Here is a 16,574-nt window from a genome sequence, read left to right on the forward strand (position 1 = left end):
GCGTGAATAACATTTTAGCCATGATCATTGCTGTGGTAGCTATTGCTATTGGTGTCTTGGTCTATCAAAAGTCTTTTAATCTTGCTCAACCTGAGCATGCTTTGTATTACCAAACCCCACGCGAAATTAAACCGTTTGCGATGACAGATCATCAACATCAGGCATTTACTAATCAGCAATTAACAGGGAAGTGGTCCTGGGTATTTTTTGGTTATACCTCTTGCCCTGATGTTTGCCCAACGACAATGCAAGAACTTAATTTTTATTATGATGATTTAAAGGCGATTGCAGATAATGTCCAGATATTGCTGGTGTCGGTTGATCCTAATCGAGATTCGCTTGATAAGCTGGCGCAATATGTTGCTTATTTTAATCCGGAATTTACTGCATTGACCGCTGACCATTCGGTATTGTTTCCATTCGCCCGCAATTTAGGACTAATGTATGCCATTAGCGATGACGATCGTCATGATAGTTATTTAGTGGATCACAGTGCTTCAATCGTTTTGATCAACCCTCAAGGGAAAATTGCTGCGATATTTAAACCACAGCATGAATTAGGCCAGTTGCCGACGGTCTCGGGTGAACATTTAGTCAGTGATTTTGACAAAATAGTTAATTTGGCAAGTGAGTAAATAACGCGCACAGCAACTGCAATGCGCAATTAATACTCAGTGAATTAGAGTGGATACCATTTTTTACCTGAATTTAAGATAAACCAGGGTTTGGAATACCAGTAGTAACGCCCAGGTTGGCTGATACTAGGAGCAGTACAGTTGCTGCGTACGCGACCAACAGGTAATGGAGCATTAAAGGTTAAACGAAACTCTTTATCACTCAACCATTCTACTTGCTGTTTACCAATACCTGTGACGTAGCAGTTAAGCTGTGATTTTCTAAAATCATCGATAATCACATTAAAGTTTGCGAATGCTAGTGCGCCAAACTCATATATGGTGCTGTTATTTGATGCCTCTATAACAACAGGTAGAGAAGCAAATTTGTCTTTTAAGCTGGTGATTTTATCGTAGGGCTGAGAGACTGGAAAGCGTGGCACCCGGGTTAGTGTGGTCGCTAATCCAACGGCTCCACTTTGCTGTGAAAACGCAATAAAGTCATGCTCAGCCACTAATTGTTCAATTGCCGGGGTGTATTCACCATAAGGATAAGCAAGGTATCGCCAGCTTTGTCCGGTTTTTTCTTCAATCATTGTTTCTGCTTTTAGCAGTAATTCACCTTGTTTAATTAACCATTGTGACTCTGTCATATCATCGGGTATTCTGGCGAGTGAATCATGATAAAAGCCATGGTTGGCGATAATAACACCGCTGTCCGCCATCATTTTTAACTGTTGCCATGAAAGATAATTTGCCCTTTTTTTCTCGACTATGCCGGGGTTAACAAATATCGTGAACGGATAATCAAAGCGGTCAAGAATCGGCTTTGCTTGCTGTAGAATATCCAAATAGGCATCATCAAAGGTTATCGCTACGGTTTTATCTGGTATCGGTTGTTGTTTGGTGATGCTATTCATGATTTCAGACAAAGCGACAACTCGATAACCGTTATCTGCCAGAAATTGCATGTGAGCTTCAAATTGCAGCGGTGCAATACTGGTGCTAACGGGTGTCTCAGTGCTGACATGGTGATACTGCAAAATTACCGCAGCTTCGCTGTTTAAATGGATGTTGGTCAGTAATAAATAAATGATAATTAATAAATATTTTTTCATATCAGATTGCAATGTATCGCGTCTTGAGTGAATGCTAGTCATGTTATTATATAAGTTTAGCGCAAATAGGTATGAATCTTTTTGAAAAATAATCTCCATTTCCAGTTATTCGTTATTGCATTGCCGATGATTTTATCGAATATAACGGTGCCGCTGTTGGGATTAGTTGATACTGCGGTCATTGGTCATCTTGAGCATGCTTACTATTTAGGTGCCAGTACAGTAGGAGCGACCATCATCTCTTCTATTACCTGGCTCTGTGGCTTTTTACGCATGAGTACCACCGGCCTAGCTGCTCAAGCTTATGGCAAGCAAGATTCAGCACTGAATATGCTAGTCTTAGGGCGAGGGTTAGTTGTCGCCATAGTGATTGGTTTATTGGCAGTATTGTTACAAGTCCCTTTTATCGATTTTGCGCTAGAGCTTTCGGGGGGGTCAACACAAGTACAACATTATGCCAGTCAATATGCGCATATCCGCATCTGGGGACTACCGGCTTCATTGGCAAATTTAGTGGTGCTTGGCTGGCTGCTGGGGAATCATTATGCCAAGTCTGTGATGTGGTTACTGATCTTTACTAACTTGGTTAACCTAGTATTAGATTTGTTATTTGTTGTTTGTTTTCACTATCAGGTTGCCGGTGTCGCTTATGCAACCTTAATTGCAGAATACTCAAGCCTAATTGCAGGACTGTGGGTCATTGCCGGTAAAGTCAAGCCATTAACTAATCAGTTATATCAGCAGTTGAAAATACAGTTATTGGAGCAACAGGCCTTAATTCGTTATTTCAAATTAAATCGTGATATCGTTTTAAGAACTTTGTCACTGCAGTTGTGCTTTATTTTTATTACTTTTCAAGGCGCGAGATTAGGCGATACCGTGGTGGCAGCGAATGCAATCTTAATGAATTTTTTATTGTTTATTTCCTTTGGTCTTGATGGTATTGCCAATGCCGTAGAAGTGATGGTAGGTAAAGCAAAAGGGGCGAAAGATGCTTTAGCGTTTAAGCAGATATTTGGCATTAGCTTATTGTGGACGTCGATCTTTGCCTTGCTTTATTGTTTGTTGTTTTTCTTTGGTGGCCATTATTTGATTCGGCTGATTTCGTCGATTGAAGCGGTTGTTAACTTTGCTGAACAATATTTAATCTGGATTATTATCCTGCCGTTAGTTGCTTGCTGGAGTTATTTATTTGATGGTATTTATATTGGATTAACGCAAGCTAAGGCGATGCGTAACAGTATGATGGTAGCAACATTCGGTTGTTTCTTTCCGCTTTGGTGGTTGTTGCAAGACTTGGGAAATCACGGTTTATGGCTGGCGTTTTCAGGTTTTATGCTTGCGCGAGGGGTAACTCTTGCTTGGCATTTACGGGTTAAACTTTGGCATAGTGCAGTATTGCATTAATAAAAAAGCCAGGCGTTGTTATTAACGACGCCTGGCTTTAAATTATTACTTGGATTTAGTAGTAGGAATGCTCACCACGTTGATGTTCGGTCATATCGCGAACACCTTTAATTTCCCCACCCATAATTTCCAACAACTGTTTTTCAATGCCATCTTTTACCGTGACGTCGATTTGACTACAGCCGTTACAGCCGCCCCCAAATTGTAAAACTGCATAACCATCATCAGTGATTTCCATCAGCGTACATTCACCACCGTGGCCAGCAAGTTGTGGATTTACCTCTGCCTTTAAGAAATAATCAACACGCTCAAATAATGGCGCATCATCTGCAACTTTACGTAATTTAGCGTTAGGAGCTTTTAGGGTTAACTGTGAACCCATTTGGTCAGTAGTGAAGTCGATTTCAGCATCTTCAAGAAATGGTTTACTGTCAGCGTCGATATAAGCAGAAAAATGCTCAAATGGAACTTCCAGATCTTCTGGTTCAACCGCATCAGGTGGACAATAAGACACCCCACATTCAGCGCTTGCGGTTCCAGGGTTGACAACAAATACGCGGATGTGTGTTCCTTCGGCTTGCTGAGCTAATAGCTTTACAAAGTGGGCCTGTGCTGATTCTGAAATTGTGATCATGATGAAAATTCACTCTTAACTGCATTTAAAATTGCTAAACAAGGGTATTAGCTAATAATTTCATTGTTTAGATACCTGACTAAATTAGTCAGGTATCTTTATTTTACTCTGCTTCAAAGTTATGTGCTAGTGATCGGCTAATAAATTTACCGACTTAGACTACGAATAATGAAAAAATAGCCAAAATAGCTAAGGTTGTCAGGGTTAAGTGCTGGCTGATATGGGCAGAGTTTGCTATTTTGACGGCACTAATACAGAAGTTAATTTTAGCCAGGAATTATTATGGGTTATCGCTTAACGATAAGTTTACTCGTTACTTTTTATCTGCAATCGCTAGTGGCTGTTGCGGCCAATGTTGAAAAGTATCTACCAAAGATGCAGCAATATAAGCAAGAGATCACTAAACCAGAAGCTATGTTAGGGTTTGGGCTTGGTGAGCGTCATATTCGCCATGATCAGTTGGTGCATTACCTAGAACAGTTAGCGAAAGAGTCAAAGCGGATAAAATTAACCAACATTGGTTATACCAAGGAAATGCGTAAGCAATTGTTGTTAACTGTTTCAACGCCGGAAAACCTGGCTCAGTTACCGCACTTATTACAACAAGCTGAGCAACAAAGTGCAGAGGCACCATTGGTTATCTGGCTTGGCTATTCAGTGCATGGCGATGAAATCAGTGGTAGTAATGCCGCATTGGCGGTTGCTTATTATTTGGCAGCCAGTAACGACGAATCGGTGCAGCAAATACTGAAGGATACGATTATTGTTATCGAACCAAGTATTAACCCGGATGGTATGGATCGTTTTGTTAACTGGGTTAACACCCATCGCGGAAGTACCGAAAATGCTGATCCTAACCACATCGAACATCATCAGGGCTGGCGTACCGGAAGAACCAATCATTTTGGTTTTGATCTCAATCGCGATTGGTTATTGTTGACTCAGCAGGAAACACAAAACCGTATGCGCTATTATCATCAATATCAGCCTCATGTGCTGGGGGATTACCACGAAATGGGGGCGAACGGCAGTTATTTTTTTCAGCCGGGAATTTTGAGTCGAACCCATCCTTTAACCCCAAAAACTAACACTGAATTAACCCAGTTACTGGCGACTTTTCATGCTAAGGCGTTAGATCGGGATAATCGTTTGTATTATAGTCAGGAAAAATTTGATGACTTTTACTATGGTAAAGGCTCGACATATCCGGATATTAACGGCGGTGTAGGTATATTGTTTGAGCAGGCCAGCAGCCGGGGTGTTCAGCAAGATACGGTGAATGGTTTATTAACGTTTGAATATGGCATTCAAAATCATGTTTACACATCACTGTCTACGATTAATGGTGCTTGGCAAAACCGTACCCAGTTTAAACAGTATCGTAAAAAGTTTTATCAGGAAGCATTGAAACTTGCCGATGATGAAAAGTTTACTGGTTATTTGCTGACGGAAAAGCAGGATAAGTACCGATTAAATACTTTTCTTACTAAGTTAAAGCAGCATCAAATCAATGTTTATCCGTTAACTGAAGATTTCCGCTTAGATGGTAAATTGTACCAGAAGGAGAGTAGTTATTATTTGCCACTGGCACAAAAGCAGTATCGGGTGATTCAAGCCTTGTTTAATCAGCAACAAGAATTTCAGGATAATACCTTTTATGATGTTTCTGGCTGGACTTTACCACTGGCGATGGATATTGATTTTCAAACTGTTAAGCGTACTTGGGGCCTAGATATCGCTAAAACGCCGTGGCAATTGTCGGCTGATAAGACGATTAGCATAGATCGGCAAGCTTATGCCTATGCGTTTGAATGGCATGACTTTTTAGCGCCCAAATTACTTAATCAGTTACTAGCGCATGGCGTACAGGCTAAAGTTGCAAATCGTATCTTTAGCGCGCAGACCCAAAGCGGCAATAAAAGTTTTGCGGCAGGTGCTATCATTATTCCAGCGGCGATTCAGCAGCAGCCACAATGGCGTGAGCTAGTGGCTCAATATGCACAAGAAAATCAAATTCAGGTTTTTAGTTTAACTACAGGATTGACTCCGCAAGGGATCGATCTGGGTTCTGGGTCAATGCGTAAAATCGATCCTGTTAAAGTGTTGCTTGTTGGTGGTAAAGGTAGTTCGCAATATGAAGCGGCTGAAGTTTTATACTATCTGGACGAAATGCTGAGTATACCTGTGACTGTAGTTGAACAGAGCCGGCTATCAACAATTGACTTAGCCCAATACAGCCATCTGTTAATGGTGGACGGAAGCTATAAAAATTTAAGTAAAGTGACGGTTGAAAACATTAAGCTGTGGTTAGAAAGCGGCGGTGTGTTGTTCGGACAAAAGCGTGCGGCTTCCTGGTTAGCAGAAAAGGAAATAGTTAAAGCGAAATTTGTCAGCAAAGAACATATCGATGAACTATTTGATACCGATGGCTTGAATTATCAGGATAAAGAACGCTTAGCGGCACGTAAACGTATTGCTGGTGCAATTTTTGAAAGCCAGTTAGATCTAAGTCACCCGTTAGCCTATGGTTATACTGATCAGCAATTGCCATTGTTTCGAAATAGTACCTTAATTATTGACAGCTATGCGCAGCCATTTATGACTGTTGCTAACTATAGTGCTAAACCGTTAATGAGTGGTTATACCGACAGGACCTTAGTTAATCGTATTGCGAATAATCCTGCAATTATTGCCCATGATTATGGCAAAGGACGGGTAATTGTTAGTGTTGATAATCTAGCATTTCGAGGTTACTGGCTCGGCAGCGCAAAAATACTGGCGAATAGCTTATTTTTTGCTAAAGCGTTTAGCGCTTCCGCACTATAATCAATTCTCTTACTTTTTGCTGGGGAGAGTGAATGCGACAGTCAGTACCGTCACTTTCTCTACTCCTCTGTTTTTTAACAGTTTACAAATTGCATTTACTGTCGTGCCTGTGGTGATAACGTCATCGAGCAATATCAGTTGTGGTGGAAATTTTTGTTTGTTATCGGTAAGGCTAAACGCTTGATTGATATTTTTTCGTCGTTGCATGCCACTTTGTCCAACCTGGCTTGGCAAAGATTTATCTCGGATAAGGGCATCGGGCAGATAGTTTAATTCGGTATATTGAGCGAATGATTTTGCGATCAAGTGCGCCTGATTATAACCCCGGTTTTGCCATTTCGTGAGATGAACAGGTACAGATAATATCGGGATCTTTAGGTTATTATCGGGTAATTTTTTCCATAATTGGCTTAACAGAAAACCGAGTAAGTCGGCTAACTCAAAGCGGTTGTGATATTTCAGTTGTTTTAATAATGAATCTATTGGCCAAAGGTAAGGGGTTAATGCCAGTAAGCGATCAAAATTTCGTTTAGGAAATAATTTATCAACGGCAGGCCAATTAAGCAGATCATAGTGGCACTGTGATAGCTGAAAACGCGGTAAATCTTCATTGCAATATAGGCACAATAACGGATGTATTAACTCTGTACCCTGACATAATTCGCAGCAACTAGTGGTCAGCTTTAATTGCTGATAAAACGGCTCTAATTTAATGCATCTGCTTGCTAAGCCCAATAATTTTTGTCGATAGAGCAATTCCATTTGCCAAGACCTTTCTATAAACTGACGCTTTTTTATCTTTAAGCAAAGCATGGCAGAAATGTTAAAAATAGCGAGTATCGGGGCTGGCACGCCGATTGTTTTAATCCATGGTTGGGGATTAAACTCCGGTGTCTGGCAACCTATGGTTGAACAGTTACAACATCAATTTAAGATGATCACTATAGATATCCCAGGTTATGGTGAAAATCTTGATATTGAACTGTCGCCCTATACCATAGAACATATTGCGCAACACATGGTCGAAACAGTAGCTGAACCGGCAATCTACCTTGGCTGGTCATTAGGTGGCTTAGTTGCAAGCCAGATAGCGTTTCAATTTCCTGAAATGGTGAAAGGTTTAGTGACGGTTGCCAGTACGCCTTATTTTGTTAAACAGCAAAATTGGCCAGGTATTGAAGCTAATGTTCTACAGTTATTTCATCGCCAGCTTAATCAAGATATTAAGAAAACTATCGATAACTTTTTAAAAATTCAGGCAATGGGAAGTCCCCATGTTCGTCAAGATATTAAGCTTATCCGTGATCTGGTAATGCAATACCCGATGCCGTCAGCATATACCCTAGATTTATCATTAAGCTTTTTAGAACAAGTCGATCAACGTCAAATATTAGCCGAGATATCAGTACCTTTATTGCGCATTTACGGTAAGTTAGATGGCCTGGTACCTAAAGCGGTGATCCCACTCGTTGATAAATTAGTGCCCAACAGTGAAAAAGTCATTATTGAGCGAGCATCACACGCGCCTTTTATTAGTGAATTAAAAGTGTTCACTGAGTCAATCACTCAGTGGATAAACGAGTGCTGCTAGGGTATAGAAAGAGCTTAAAGCTTTACATTTCTACACTTTTGGTTAATAATTAATCAGATAACTTTGATAGATATCGGTAGTAATTACAATGCTTGCTAGCGCATTGTTGAGATATTGAGGGGTGATAACGTGGAAATTCAATCCGCCTTTAATTCAGGCATTCAAGGCTTTAATAAAGCTACTGAAACTGCTAATCAGGCAGCTGCGGATATAGTGGCATCTACTACTTTTGATGAGCAAGACTTTTCTACGGATACGGAAACCGGTGGTAGTGAAACTCAAACTGCATCAGCAGAGCAACGGCCAAACCTAAATCAGTCTATTGTTGAGTTAAAAGTGGCTGAACATCAGGCGAAAGCATCGGCGAAAGTGATAAAATCTGCAGATGAAAACCTTGGTACTTTATTGGATGTTAGTGTTTAAATTATGAATATTACGCCGCAAGCGCCAACCATTCCTATCCCTACAGTAGCGAACCCAGCTACTGAGGCCTTGCGTCGTGAAAATCATCAACGAGAAGTGATCACTCAACCTGCCGCAGCTCAGCAATCTGCATCGGAAAAAGGTGTCGCCTCAGAACGTGAACGAGCAAAATCACCAGCCCAGCAGAATGAACAAGTTGATTTTGCAGAAATTCAAAAGAAACTTTCACAGCAAAACCGCACTATTAGTGATGAGCAAGGTGCAGAGGACCAAGCTCAGGAACAAGAAACAGATACTAAGCAGCAAGCGCAAGCGACTGATAAAAGTGAGCAAATTTCTGATCCTGAAATTCAACGAGAAATCAAAGAGCTTAAATTAAGAGATCAAGAAGTTAGAGCGCATGAGCAGGCGCATGCGGCAACTGGTGGTGTGGCAACAGGAGCTCCGTCTTATAGTTTTGAAGTTGGCCCGGATGGTAAAAAATATGCAGTTGAAGGTGAGGTTTCGGTAGATTTAACCCCAGTGAGTGGCGATCCTAGGGCAACTATCACTAAAATGCAGAAAGTTTATAATGCTGCACTAGCGCCAGCGAACCCCTCGATACAAGATATGCGTGTTGCCAGTTCAGCTGCTCGTATCATTACTCAGGCGCAATCACAGCTATTAGATCAAGCACAACAGCAAGGTGATGAAGAGACTAAATCGTCGAACTTTGAACCCTCTACCAATACCCCTAACCGAGATCGCTTTAATAACGAAACTGTATCTACAGATGATAATGGCTTTGATCAATTTATTAATCAAACTCTTGAGTCACAAGAAGCAATCGCACCCACCAGAGCACTTGAAATAGATGCGCGGGCACAGCGAATCGAGAGTTTTTATAGCAATATTAATCAGGCGTATGAACGTCCAGCTAATTATCAGTTCGAGTTAACCGCTTAGCTATCAGTTATTATTGGCAAATAAAAGCCCGCTAAATTTAGCGGGCTTTTATTTTGATTAAATACCGTAATCCTGACGGTATTGTTTAATGCTGGCGAGGCTATCTGCCATATTCGGCTGCTCTTCCAGATAGCTAATTAAGTCAGCTAGCGTAACAATAGAGATCACTGTTGTACCAAAATCTCGTTCCACTTCCTGAATTGCAGATAATTCACCTTTCCCTTTTTCCTGGCGATCAAGGGCAATTAATACTCCAGATAACTCCGCGCCATTGGCTTTAATGATTTCCATTGATTCGCGAATTGCTGTACCAGCAGTGATAACATCATCTACCAACATAACCTTACCTTCCAGCGCAGAGCCGACTAAACTCCCCCCTTCGCCGTGAGTTTTAGCTTCTTTACGGTTAAAGCAATAAGGAATATCGAGGTTATGATGATCAGATAACGCAACGGCTGTGGTAGTGGCAATAGGAATACCTTTGTACGCCGGGCCAAATAGCAGATCAAAATTGATCTTGGCATCAACAAGTGCAGCGGCGTAGAAACGCCCTAAACGAGCTAAATCACGACCAGTATTAAATAAGCCGGCATTAAAAAAATAAGGACTAGTGCGACCTGATTTTAAGGTAAACTCGCCAAAACGTAATACTTGCTTCTCCAGAGCAAATTCAATAAATTCGCGTTGATAATCTTTCATCGTTCGCTCCTTAATTTAATGCTGACTGCTGGATGTCGAATAATTCATTGATCGCATGCTTGGCTAGTGTCAGCATTTCTTGCATTTCGTCAAAGCTAAACGGTTCTTCTTCAGCAGTGCCCTGTACTTCAATAAGTTTACCTGTGTCTGTCATCACTACATTCATATCGGTTTCAGCGGCAGAATCTTCTGGGTAATCTAAATCAGCAACGGCTTCACCTTGATAAATACCAACAGAAATTGCAGCAATCATATGCTTTAACGGGTTAGTTTTAATGATTTCTTTTGCGCGCATATAGTTTAATGCATCAACCAAAGCGACACAGGCACCGGTAATTGAAGCTGTACGAGTACCACCGTCGGCCTGTATAACATCGCAATCAATACTGATAGTGTTTTCACCTAGAGCAGTTAAGTCAACGGCTGCGCGTAATGAGCGAGCAATTAAGCGCGAAATTTCTAAAGTACGCCCACTTTGTTTACCGCTAGCGGCTTCTCGCCTCATGCGTGTATGGGTGGAACGTGGCAACATACCATATTCTGCTGTAACCCAACCTTTTCCCTGACCTTTTAAAAAGCGTGGTACACCTTCTTCAACGGAAGCGGTACAGATGACTTTAGTTTCTCCAAACTCAATTAAAACCGAGCCTTCAGCATGAGAAGTAAATTGGCGGGTGATAGTTACAGGACGAATTTGACCTAATGTTCTGCCACTTGGACGCATGGTTTAATCCTTATCAGTAAAATAATTGTGCGCATTATAGTCGGATAAGAGCAATATTGACATAATGGCATTGAAGAATTTTGAAATATAGTTTGTGATGATAGGGTCATCTCTAACAAGCTGTTGATAATAGGTTTTTAGTATGAAATTAATCGGATATGTAATGACTGTTTTTTCATTTGTTTGGCTGGCGACGCTAGAAGCAAAGCAAGCCTCTTTTGTTGAACAATTACCCCAATATAGCAAGATTTATAATGATCAGGCAGATCCGTTTAAAGACGCCGTTGCTGCAATAAAACTGGCCAAAGCAACTAATCGTAATGTCTTGATCGAAATCGGCGGCAACTGGTGTACCTGGTGTCACAAAATGGATGCATTTCTTGCTGAAAATCCGGATGTTTATCAAACTTTGCATCAAAATTTTGTCTTGCTAAAAATCAATGTCAGTGACAGCAATAACAATGAAGCGTTTATGAATTCGTTACCCCCGGTATTAGGCTATCCACATATGTATGTTTCAACGGCGAGCGGCAAAATGATTTTATCAAAAGATACTGCGGAATTATTAGCGACAGAAGATTACTCACGTCAGGCGTGGCTGGAATTTCTCAATCGCTGGTCGGTCAAAAATAATAGCGAAAATATCGCTAAGTTAGCTGATAAGGTAAAAGTGAATGGATAATTTTTTTGACCCTGATAAAGCGTTTAAAACACCAAACTGGTTAGCGCAAAAAATTTCTCGTCGACAAATGTTAAAATCGGCAGCTGGTGCAACCGCAATCGCAGGAGCTAGTCGCTTCGCAGTGGCAATGCCAACGGAGACTAAAGCTCAATATCAACAGGCATTGCAACAACCACAGTGGCAAACACTAGATGCGGTATTAAATCACTTACTACCCAGATCAGCATCCGGCCCAGGTGCGAAAGAAATTCACGCGACATTTTATCTTTATCAGTTAGTCCATCAACAGCCAACTGCACAAGATGAAATAGAGTTTATCTTTCAGGGGGTAAAATGGCTAAATGACTACAGCCAAAGTCAATTAACAAAAATTTTTACCGAGTTAACATCAGTAGAAAAAGAGCAAGTACTTAAGGGCATCAGTCGTTCACAAGCGGGTAGTAACTGGCTCAATATGTTAATTTTGAATATTTATGAAGCCATGTTGTCACCACCTGCTTATGGTGGTAATCCTCAAGGGATAGGCTGGCAATGGCTTGAACATCAAGCTGGTTTTCCATTACCTAAAGCAGGCCAACGCTATTATGAATTACCACCGCGCAGCCGAGTCTCGACAACGCAAAATCAGGTCATTCACAAAGTCTCACTAACCAATCCACAATCGTCTTCGTTAATAGGTAAAACCAAAGCATGAATTATGATATTTGTATCGTCGGTAGTGGCGCTGGCGCTTCTCCAGTTGCATATACCCTGGCAAAAGCGGGCGCTAAAGTCTTAGTCTTGGAAAAAGGTCCCTGGTTGACGGAAAAAGAATTTTTTAAAGATGAATTGGCGATTAGTCTGCGTGATGCATATAACCCAGAATTAACAGATGAGCAGCATGTTATCGAAGAAGAATATCAGAATGATGATGGCAGTCTTTACTGGCAGGGAGAAGCAACTAGTGAGTCGGGGTGGAGTTTTTGGAATGGTAATGTTGTAGGGGGCTCTTCCAATTTTATGAGTGGCTATTTTCATCGGATGAAACCGGTAGATTTTAGACTACGCAGTGAATTTGGTGATATTGATGGGGCGAATATTGTCGACTGGCCGATCAGTTATCAGGAACTTGAACCTTATTATGCCATGGTGGAACAAGTTGTTGGAGTTTCAGGTAAAGTGATAGACCATCCAAATCAGGAACCGCGTTCTACTCAAGACTTTCCTTATCCACCATTGGCCGAACATCCTGTGTCTCAGTGGATTGATAATGGCGCTCAATCTTTGGGCTTTCACGCAATGCCGGTACCGCGCGCTGTGTTGTCTCAACCGGCATTGGGGCGACAAAGCTGTGAATATTCTGGTTATTGCAGCAGTTATGGCTGTTCGTCGGGTGCAAAAGGCAGTGGTCGGGCAGCTTTATTAAATGCTGCCGTTGCGACAGGAAATTTGACTATTATAGCGAATGCTAAGGTTTATCACCTTGAAAGTAATAATAAAAATCAAGTTAGTGCTGTTCATTATTATGATCAACAGGGGAGAAAACAAAGTGTTAAAGCAACACTTTATGTAGTTGCCTGTCAGGCCGTAGAAACCGCTAGGTTATTACTTGCCTCAAAAAGTGATTATTTTGCTGATGGCCTGGCGAATAATCATGGCCAGGTTGGAAAAAATTTAGTATTCAGCGCAGGCGGCACTGGTCAAGGAGATTTCTACTTTAGTGAGCTATCCAAGCAGCAACAAAACGAGTTAAAACAAGTAGGCCCATTTATTAATCGCGCATTGCAGGACTGGTATCAAATTAATGATAAAGCGTTTGACGGTGCTAACAATCTGGGCAAGGCGAAAGGTGGCACCATTGATTTTCTCTTTCATCAAAATCCAATTGCCCGGGTTCAGGGGCAGCAATGGGACGATAACAACGAGCTGGTATGGGGCGAACAATTAAAAGAGAAAATTTTCCAAGAATTTACCAGCTATAAAACGCTGCGTTTTGAAGTATTTAATGATTGGTTACCGACAGATGATTGCTTTGTTACCTTAGATGAAGAAACTACCGATAAATGGGGAGACCCGGTGGCAAAAGTACGTATTGGTGCTCATCCTCATGACTTAAAAGTGGGGGAGTATTTGGCAGCAAAAGGCACGCAGTTACTGGAAAAACTCGGGGCAAAAAATATTTCCACTTCAATTAGCAGTTATCCGCCTACTAATTTAATGGCAGGTGGTTGCCGCTTTGGTGATGATCCCGAAACCTCGGTATTAAACAAATACTGTCAGGCTCATGAAGTAGATAATCTTTACATCACTGATGGCTCTTTTATGCCAACCGGCGGTAGTGTGCCTTATACCTTTACTATTTATGCCAATGCATTTCGCGTTGCGGAACATATCAAACAACGCTGGCAACATGTCGCTAAGACTATAGTTTGACAAAATTAACCTGACCAGTTATTACTGTGACCGTTTTTGAAACACCTTTAACAATCTCGGGGGAGCCTGTAACCACCATCAAAACAAATGAACTATATGAATTTCATCCGAATGTAGTGGGCGCAGACTCAGCGAATCTATCAGGTGTTAATTACTGATAATGGCTTGCCAACATACCCTAACCCTAAAGCATATCCGCCTGAACCTATGATTACTTCAGGTACTAATATGCTATTTGAAGATACTCTGGATATGGGAAATCCATTAATGTTTCAGGTTAGAGCCTGCAATAATGAAGGGGAATGTTCAGCGTATAGTGAGGGAAGAATTACCACTCCATTACCTTGGCCAGATAGCCCTGCACCTGCTCCCTGGGTTTTTACCGTTGATCATTTTGAGATAGTTGCAGGTGATAAGCTGACATTTAACTGGGGAATGCATGAAAGTTATTCTAAGGAAGTTAGCTACAACTTAACGCAAATTAAACCTGATGGTAGCACTGTTCAATTGTTAACTAATACAGGTGTTGAGAGTTATGAATATCAAGAAGTGTTAATGCTAGGTACACATTTATTTGAATTACAAACTTGTAATGCAATAAAAGGGTGTGTGAATAAAAAATCGCTGTCAGTATTAGTTAAAGCTCCCCCTCTTACCATAAGTGGTGAGCCAGAGCTAAAAGCTTTTGTCGGTAAAGCGTATTCCTTTACGCCAAATGTTTTAGAGTCAGATTTAAGCCACCTTGAATTTTCATTGTCACCAATTCAGTTACCAGCCTGGTTGGCGTTTAATACGTCAACAGGGGAATTATCGGGTATTCCTGCTTTAGCGGATGTTGGAATTATTGAAAACATTGTGATTACGGTTAGCGATGGGCAAGATACTGATACGCTGGAGCCCTTTAATATTAGCGTGATAAATGGCCTGTCTGAAAAAATCATTTCAATTAATACCAGCTTATTGGGCACAGCCAATAAAAAAATTGATTAAGGAAGCTAGGCAACATGAAGGGCGGGGTGGAGTCTTATGCCAAAACCTTAGGTCTGGATTAATAATTTGTTTAAAGTGCCAAGATTGGCGTTTTATTATTTAAGCAGTTTTAATAAGTGTTGCTAACATATTGTAACTTATAGTGTTAGTCGTTAGTATATATGGCTATTTTTATAGCACCTTTATCAAGGTGTTAATGATTCTATTTACTTTTATTAAGGATGATAATGAAAAATACATTATTGGCTTTCACGTTAAGTGCGTTTAGCGCTTTATCTTTTGCCTCCAGTCACATTTCTTATCTCAATGTTGAAAACGATACAGTAGTATTTTCCTTATCAGAAGCGAAATCCCACACTATTCCTTCTTGTGTTTCTTCAGAAAATCAGCAGAAATATGCGGTATCGTTAACGTCTGAAACTGGCCGTGCAGTGTATTCGCTACTAATTACAGCGATGGCAAGCAAACAGGGAATCGCGGTAGAAAGTGCCAATGATTGTGCTGTAGTTTCCGGTATTGAGCAGGCGATGGGAGTTAGCATAGTGCCTGAGGTTAAAACCACAGGTGATAGTAAAGCATTATATTTGTATAAAAATGATGGGGTAACTAAACTCGGTAGAATTTTAAATACTACTGATAATATTAATAGTTTTTGGTATTTTCCTATTGATGATCCAACCCAAGTTCTTAAATATAATAATCGAGCACTACTAACATTAACAACTGATTATACAGTGCACTTTATGAATGAAAACTGTACGGGTGCAATGTTTATTCAATATGTTAACTCTAGTACTCCTAATTATGTAAAGAATCGTTATATTGATGACGGGGGGCTGATGTTTGGGAGCAGTTCAAGCTATCAGACTTTAAAATCGTCAATGCATGCCGATGGAAGTTGTCAAACAAATACCTTAGGTCAAATTAGATACAGATTAATGACATTGAAAGAGGACCCATTGTGCGGTAATGGTCCTTGTCTATTCAAGGAAGATTAATTGTGTTTAGAAAAATATTACTCGTGATGTGTATATTATGGGGAGGACAGGTAAATGCTGACGCCTTAGTCAATTACCTTAACATTGAAAACAGTACGGTTATTTTTTCGTTAGCAAAGCCCAAAACATTATCTTTAGAGCAAACGATTAATATTCATGACAATTCACTTGATGTAACAGGTGTATTAAACGATCAATGGTTAATTGTTGAATCCATTAATACCGAGAAAGACATTATTTCCCTGATGTTAGACAAGCAATATAAGCCGTTCAAAGACGAAATTGAACGGCTTATTTAAAGGTTCATTGACCAGCGCAGAATGACTAAGTACTACTATAAATGAGTTCCGAAATACACCTGAAAAGATTTTCACTATAAGGCTTGTCAGTTTTTCCAGAATACAACTATTCAATATTTTGGATCTGCTCACGTAGTAAAAAAATAAAAACCATTATTTTCAGCCTATTAAGCTTTATTTAGGCGAGGTGATTTAGCTTTATGTCACCAATC

17 protein-coding genes are annotated in these 16,574 nt (G+C 40.5%); 12 read left to right on the forward strand and 5 right to left on the reverse strand.

Translation table 11 applies throughout. The annotated features are described in order from the left end of the window. Nucleotides 1–2: 2 nt before the first annotated feature. Complete coding sequence (locus tag QQK06_RS10350) at nucleotides 3–635, forward strand: SCO family protein (RefSeq protein WP_284244583.1); 633 nt, start codon at nucleotides 3–5, stop codon at nucleotides 633–635. A gap of 44 nt (nucleotides 636–679) precedes the next feature. Here QQK06_RS10350 and QQK06_RS10355 read toward each other — a convergent pair whose 3' ends face one another. After that, entirely contained in the window at nucleotides 680–1,732 is a 1,053-nt protein-coding gene (locus QQK06_RS10355) for a polysaccharide deacetylase family protein (protein ID WP_284244584.1), read from the reverse strand. An 81-nt stretch (nucleotides 1,733–1,813) separates the two neighbouring features. Here QQK06_RS10355 and QQK06_RS10360 point away from each other — a divergent pair, with 81 nt between their 5' ends. Continuing rightward, nucleotides 1,814–3,139, forward strand: a complete 1,326-nt coding sequence (locus QQK06_RS10360; RefSeq protein WP_284244585.1) for an MATE family efflux transporter — start codon at nucleotides 1,814–1,816, stop codon at nucleotides 3,137–3,139. Between the two features lie 55 nt (nucleotides 3,140–3,194). Here the strand turns inward: QQK06_RS10360 and nfuA are convergent, their stop codons facing one another. Beyond that, a complete protein-coding gene (gene nfuA / locus QQK06_RS10365) occupies nucleotides 3,195–3,773 on the reverse strand; it encodes a Fe-S biogenesis protein NfuA (RefSeq protein ID WP_284244586.1) in 579 nt (192 codons plus the stop codon). Between the two features lie 282 nt (nucleotides 3,774–4,055). Here nfuA and QQK06_RS10370 point away from each other — a divergent pair, with 282 nt between their 5' ends. Next, the gene (locus QQK06_RS10370; protein ID WP_284244587.1) at nucleotides 4,056–6,599 is read left to right on the forward strand and encodes a M14 family zinc carboxypeptidase; all 2,544 of its coding nucleotides are present in this window, start codon (nucleotides 4,056–4,058) and stop codon (nucleotides 6,597–6,599) included. Between the two features lie 9 nt (nucleotides 6,600–6,608). Here QQK06_RS10370 and QQK06_RS10375 read toward each other — a convergent pair whose 3' ends face one another. Further along, nucleotides 6,609–7,361: a ComF family protein gene (locus tag QQK06_RS10375; RefSeq protein ID WP_284244588.1), complete on the reverse strand. Its 753-nt coding sequence runs from the start codon at nucleotides 7,359–7,361 to the stop codon at nucleotides 6,609–6,611. A gap of 49 nt (nucleotides 7,362–7,410) precedes the next feature. On the opposite strand from QQK06_RS10375, the gene bioH reads away from it, so the two are divergent. From bioH to QQK06_RS10390, 3 genes are all read left to right on the forward strand, one after another. Next, nucleotides 7,411–8,190 (forward strand): pimeloyl-ACP methyl ester esterase BioH, encoded by a 780-nt coding sequence (gene bioH, locus QQK06_RS10380; RefSeq protein ID WP_284244589.1) that lies wholly within the window; start codon nucleotides 7,411–7,413, stop codon nucleotides 8,188–8,190. 129 nt (nucleotides 8,191–8,319) lie between these two features. Continuing rightward, nucleotides 8,320–8,613, forward strand: a complete 294-nt coding sequence (locus QQK06_RS10385; protein WP_284244590.1) for a hypothetical protein — start codon at nucleotides 8,320–8,322, stop codon at nucleotides 8,611–8,613. A 3-nt stretch (nucleotides 8,614–8,616) separates the two neighbouring features. Next, on the forward strand, nucleotides 8,617–9,558 hold the full coding sequence (locus tag QQK06_RS10390; protein ID WP_284244591.1) for a putative metalloprotease CJM1_0395 family protein: 942 nt from the start codon (nucleotides 8,617–8,619) through the stop codon (nucleotides 9,556–9,558). Between the two features lie 57 nt (nucleotides 9,559–9,615). Here the strand turns inward: QQK06_RS10390 and pyrE are convergent, their stop codons facing one another. Together pyrE and rph are read right to left on the reverse strand one after the other, a co-directional pair. Then, nucleotides 9,616–10,257: an orotate phosphoribosyltransferase gene (pyrE, locus tag QQK06_RS10395; protein WP_284244592.1), complete on the reverse strand. Its 642-nt coding sequence runs from the start codon at nucleotides 10,255–10,257 to the stop codon at nucleotides 9,616–9,618. A gap of 10 nt (nucleotides 10,258–10,267) precedes the next feature. Then, entirely contained in the window at nucleotides 10,268–10,981 is a 714-nt protein-coding gene (gene rph / locus QQK06_RS10400) for a ribonuclease PH (RefSeq protein WP_284244594.1), read from the reverse strand. A gap of 142 nt (nucleotides 10,982–11,123) precedes the next feature. Here rph and QQK06_RS10405 point away from each other — a divergent pair, with 142 nt between their 5' ends. The 6 genes from QQK06_RS10405 (at nucleotide 11,124) to QQK06_RS10430 (ending at nucleotide 16,362) form a co-directional block, all read left to right on the forward strand. Next, nucleotides 11,124–11,663: a thioredoxin family protein gene (locus QQK06_RS10405; protein ID WP_284244595.1), complete on the forward strand. Its 540-nt coding sequence runs from the start codon at nucleotides 11,124–11,126 to the stop codon at nucleotides 11,661–11,663. Further along, nucleotides 11,656–12,357: a gluconate 2-dehydrogenase subunit 3 family protein gene (locus QQK06_RS10410; protein ID WP_284244596.1), complete on the forward strand. Its 702-nt coding sequence runs from the start codon at nucleotides 11,656–11,658 to the stop codon at nucleotides 12,355–12,357. Before QQK06_RS10405 ends, QQK06_RS10410 begins: the two co-directional genes overlap by 8 nt. Next, nucleotides 12,354–14,075, forward strand: a complete 1,722-nt coding sequence (locus tag QQK06_RS10415) for a GMC family oxidoreductase (protein ID WP_284244597.1) — start codon at nucleotides 12,354–12,356, stop codon at nucleotides 14,073–14,075. Before QQK06_RS10410 ends, QQK06_RS10415 begins: the two co-directional genes overlap by 4 nt. A 144-nt stretch (nucleotides 14,076–14,219) precedes the next feature. Next, nucleotides 14,220–15,065, forward strand: a complete 846-nt coding sequence (locus QQK06_RS10420; protein WP_284244598.1) for a putative Ig domain-containing protein — start codon at nucleotides 14,220–14,222, stop codon at nucleotides 15,063–15,065. Nucleotides 15,066–15,292: 227 nt separating this feature from the next. Then, on the forward strand, nucleotides 15,293–16,063 hold the full coding sequence (locus QQK06_RS10425; protein WP_284244599.1) for a hypothetical protein: 771 nt from the start codon (nucleotides 15,293–15,295) through the stop codon (nucleotides 16,061–16,063). A 2-nt stretch (nucleotides 16,064–16,065) separates the two neighbouring features. Then, the gene (locus QQK06_RS10430; RefSeq protein WP_284244600.1) at nucleotides 16,066–16,362 is read left to right on the forward strand and encodes a hypothetical protein; all 297 of its coding nucleotides are present in this window, start codon (nucleotides 16,066–16,068) and stop codon (nucleotides 16,360–16,362) included. The last annotated feature ends 212 nt before the right edge of the window (nucleotides 16,363–16,574 follow it).

Origin of the sequence: Thalassotalea insulae, assembly GCF_030161395.1 — a bacterium.
Taxonomy (GTDB): Bacteria; Pseudomonadota; Gammaproteobacteria; order Enterobacterales; family Alteromonadaceae; genus Thalassotalea_E; species Thalassotalea_E insulae.

Excerpts from the sequence above, each read along its gene's own strand:
- QQK06_RS10355 (WP_284244584.1), bottom strand. The coding sequence starts at position 1,732 with ATGAAAAAATATTTATTAATTATCATTTATTTATTACTGACCAACATC.
- rph (WP_284244594.1), bottom strand. The coding sequence starts at position 10,981 with ATGCGTCCAAGTGGCAGAACATTAGGTCAAATTCGTCCTGTAACTATC.
- QQK06_RS10405 (WP_284244595.1), top strand. The coding sequence starts at position 11,124 with ATGAAATTAATCGGATATGTAATGACTGTTTTTTCATTTGTTTGGCTG.
- bioH (WP_284244589.1), top strand. The coding sequence starts at position 7,411 with ATGGCAGAAATGTTAAAAATAGCGAGTATCGGGGCTGGCACGCCGATT.
- QQK06_RS10370 (WP_284244587.1), top strand. The coding sequence starts at position 4,056 with ATGGGTTATCGCTTAACGATAAGTTTACTCGTTACTTTTTATCTGCAA.
- QQK06_RS10390 (WP_284244591.1), top strand. The coding sequence starts at position 8,617 with ATGAATATTACGCCGCAAGCGCCAACCATTCCTATCCCTACAGTAGCG.
- pyrE (WP_284244592.1), bottom strand. The coding sequence starts at position 10,257 with ATGAAAGATTATCAACGCGAATTTATTGAATTTGCTCTGGAGAAGCAA.
- QQK06_RS10410 (WP_284244596.1), top strand. The coding sequence starts at position 11,656 with ATGGATAATTTTTTTGACCCTGATAAAGCGTTTAAAACACCAAACTGG.
- QQK06_RS10375 (WP_284244588.1), bottom strand. The coding sequence starts at position 7,361 with ATGGAATTGCTCTATCGACAAAAATTATTGGGCTTAGCAAGCAGATGC.
- QQK06_RS10415 (WP_284244597.1), top strand. The coding sequence starts at position 12,354 with ATGAATTATGATATTTGTATCGTCGGTAGTGGCGCTGGCGCTTCTCCA.
- nfuA (WP_284244586.1), bottom strand. The coding sequence starts at position 3,773 with ATGATCACAATTTCAGAATCAGCACAGGCCCACTTTGTAAAGCTATTA.
- QQK06_RS10425 (WP_284244599.1), top strand. The coding sequence starts at position 15,293 with ATGAAAAATACATTATTGGCTTTCACGTTAAGTGCGTTTAGCGCTTTA.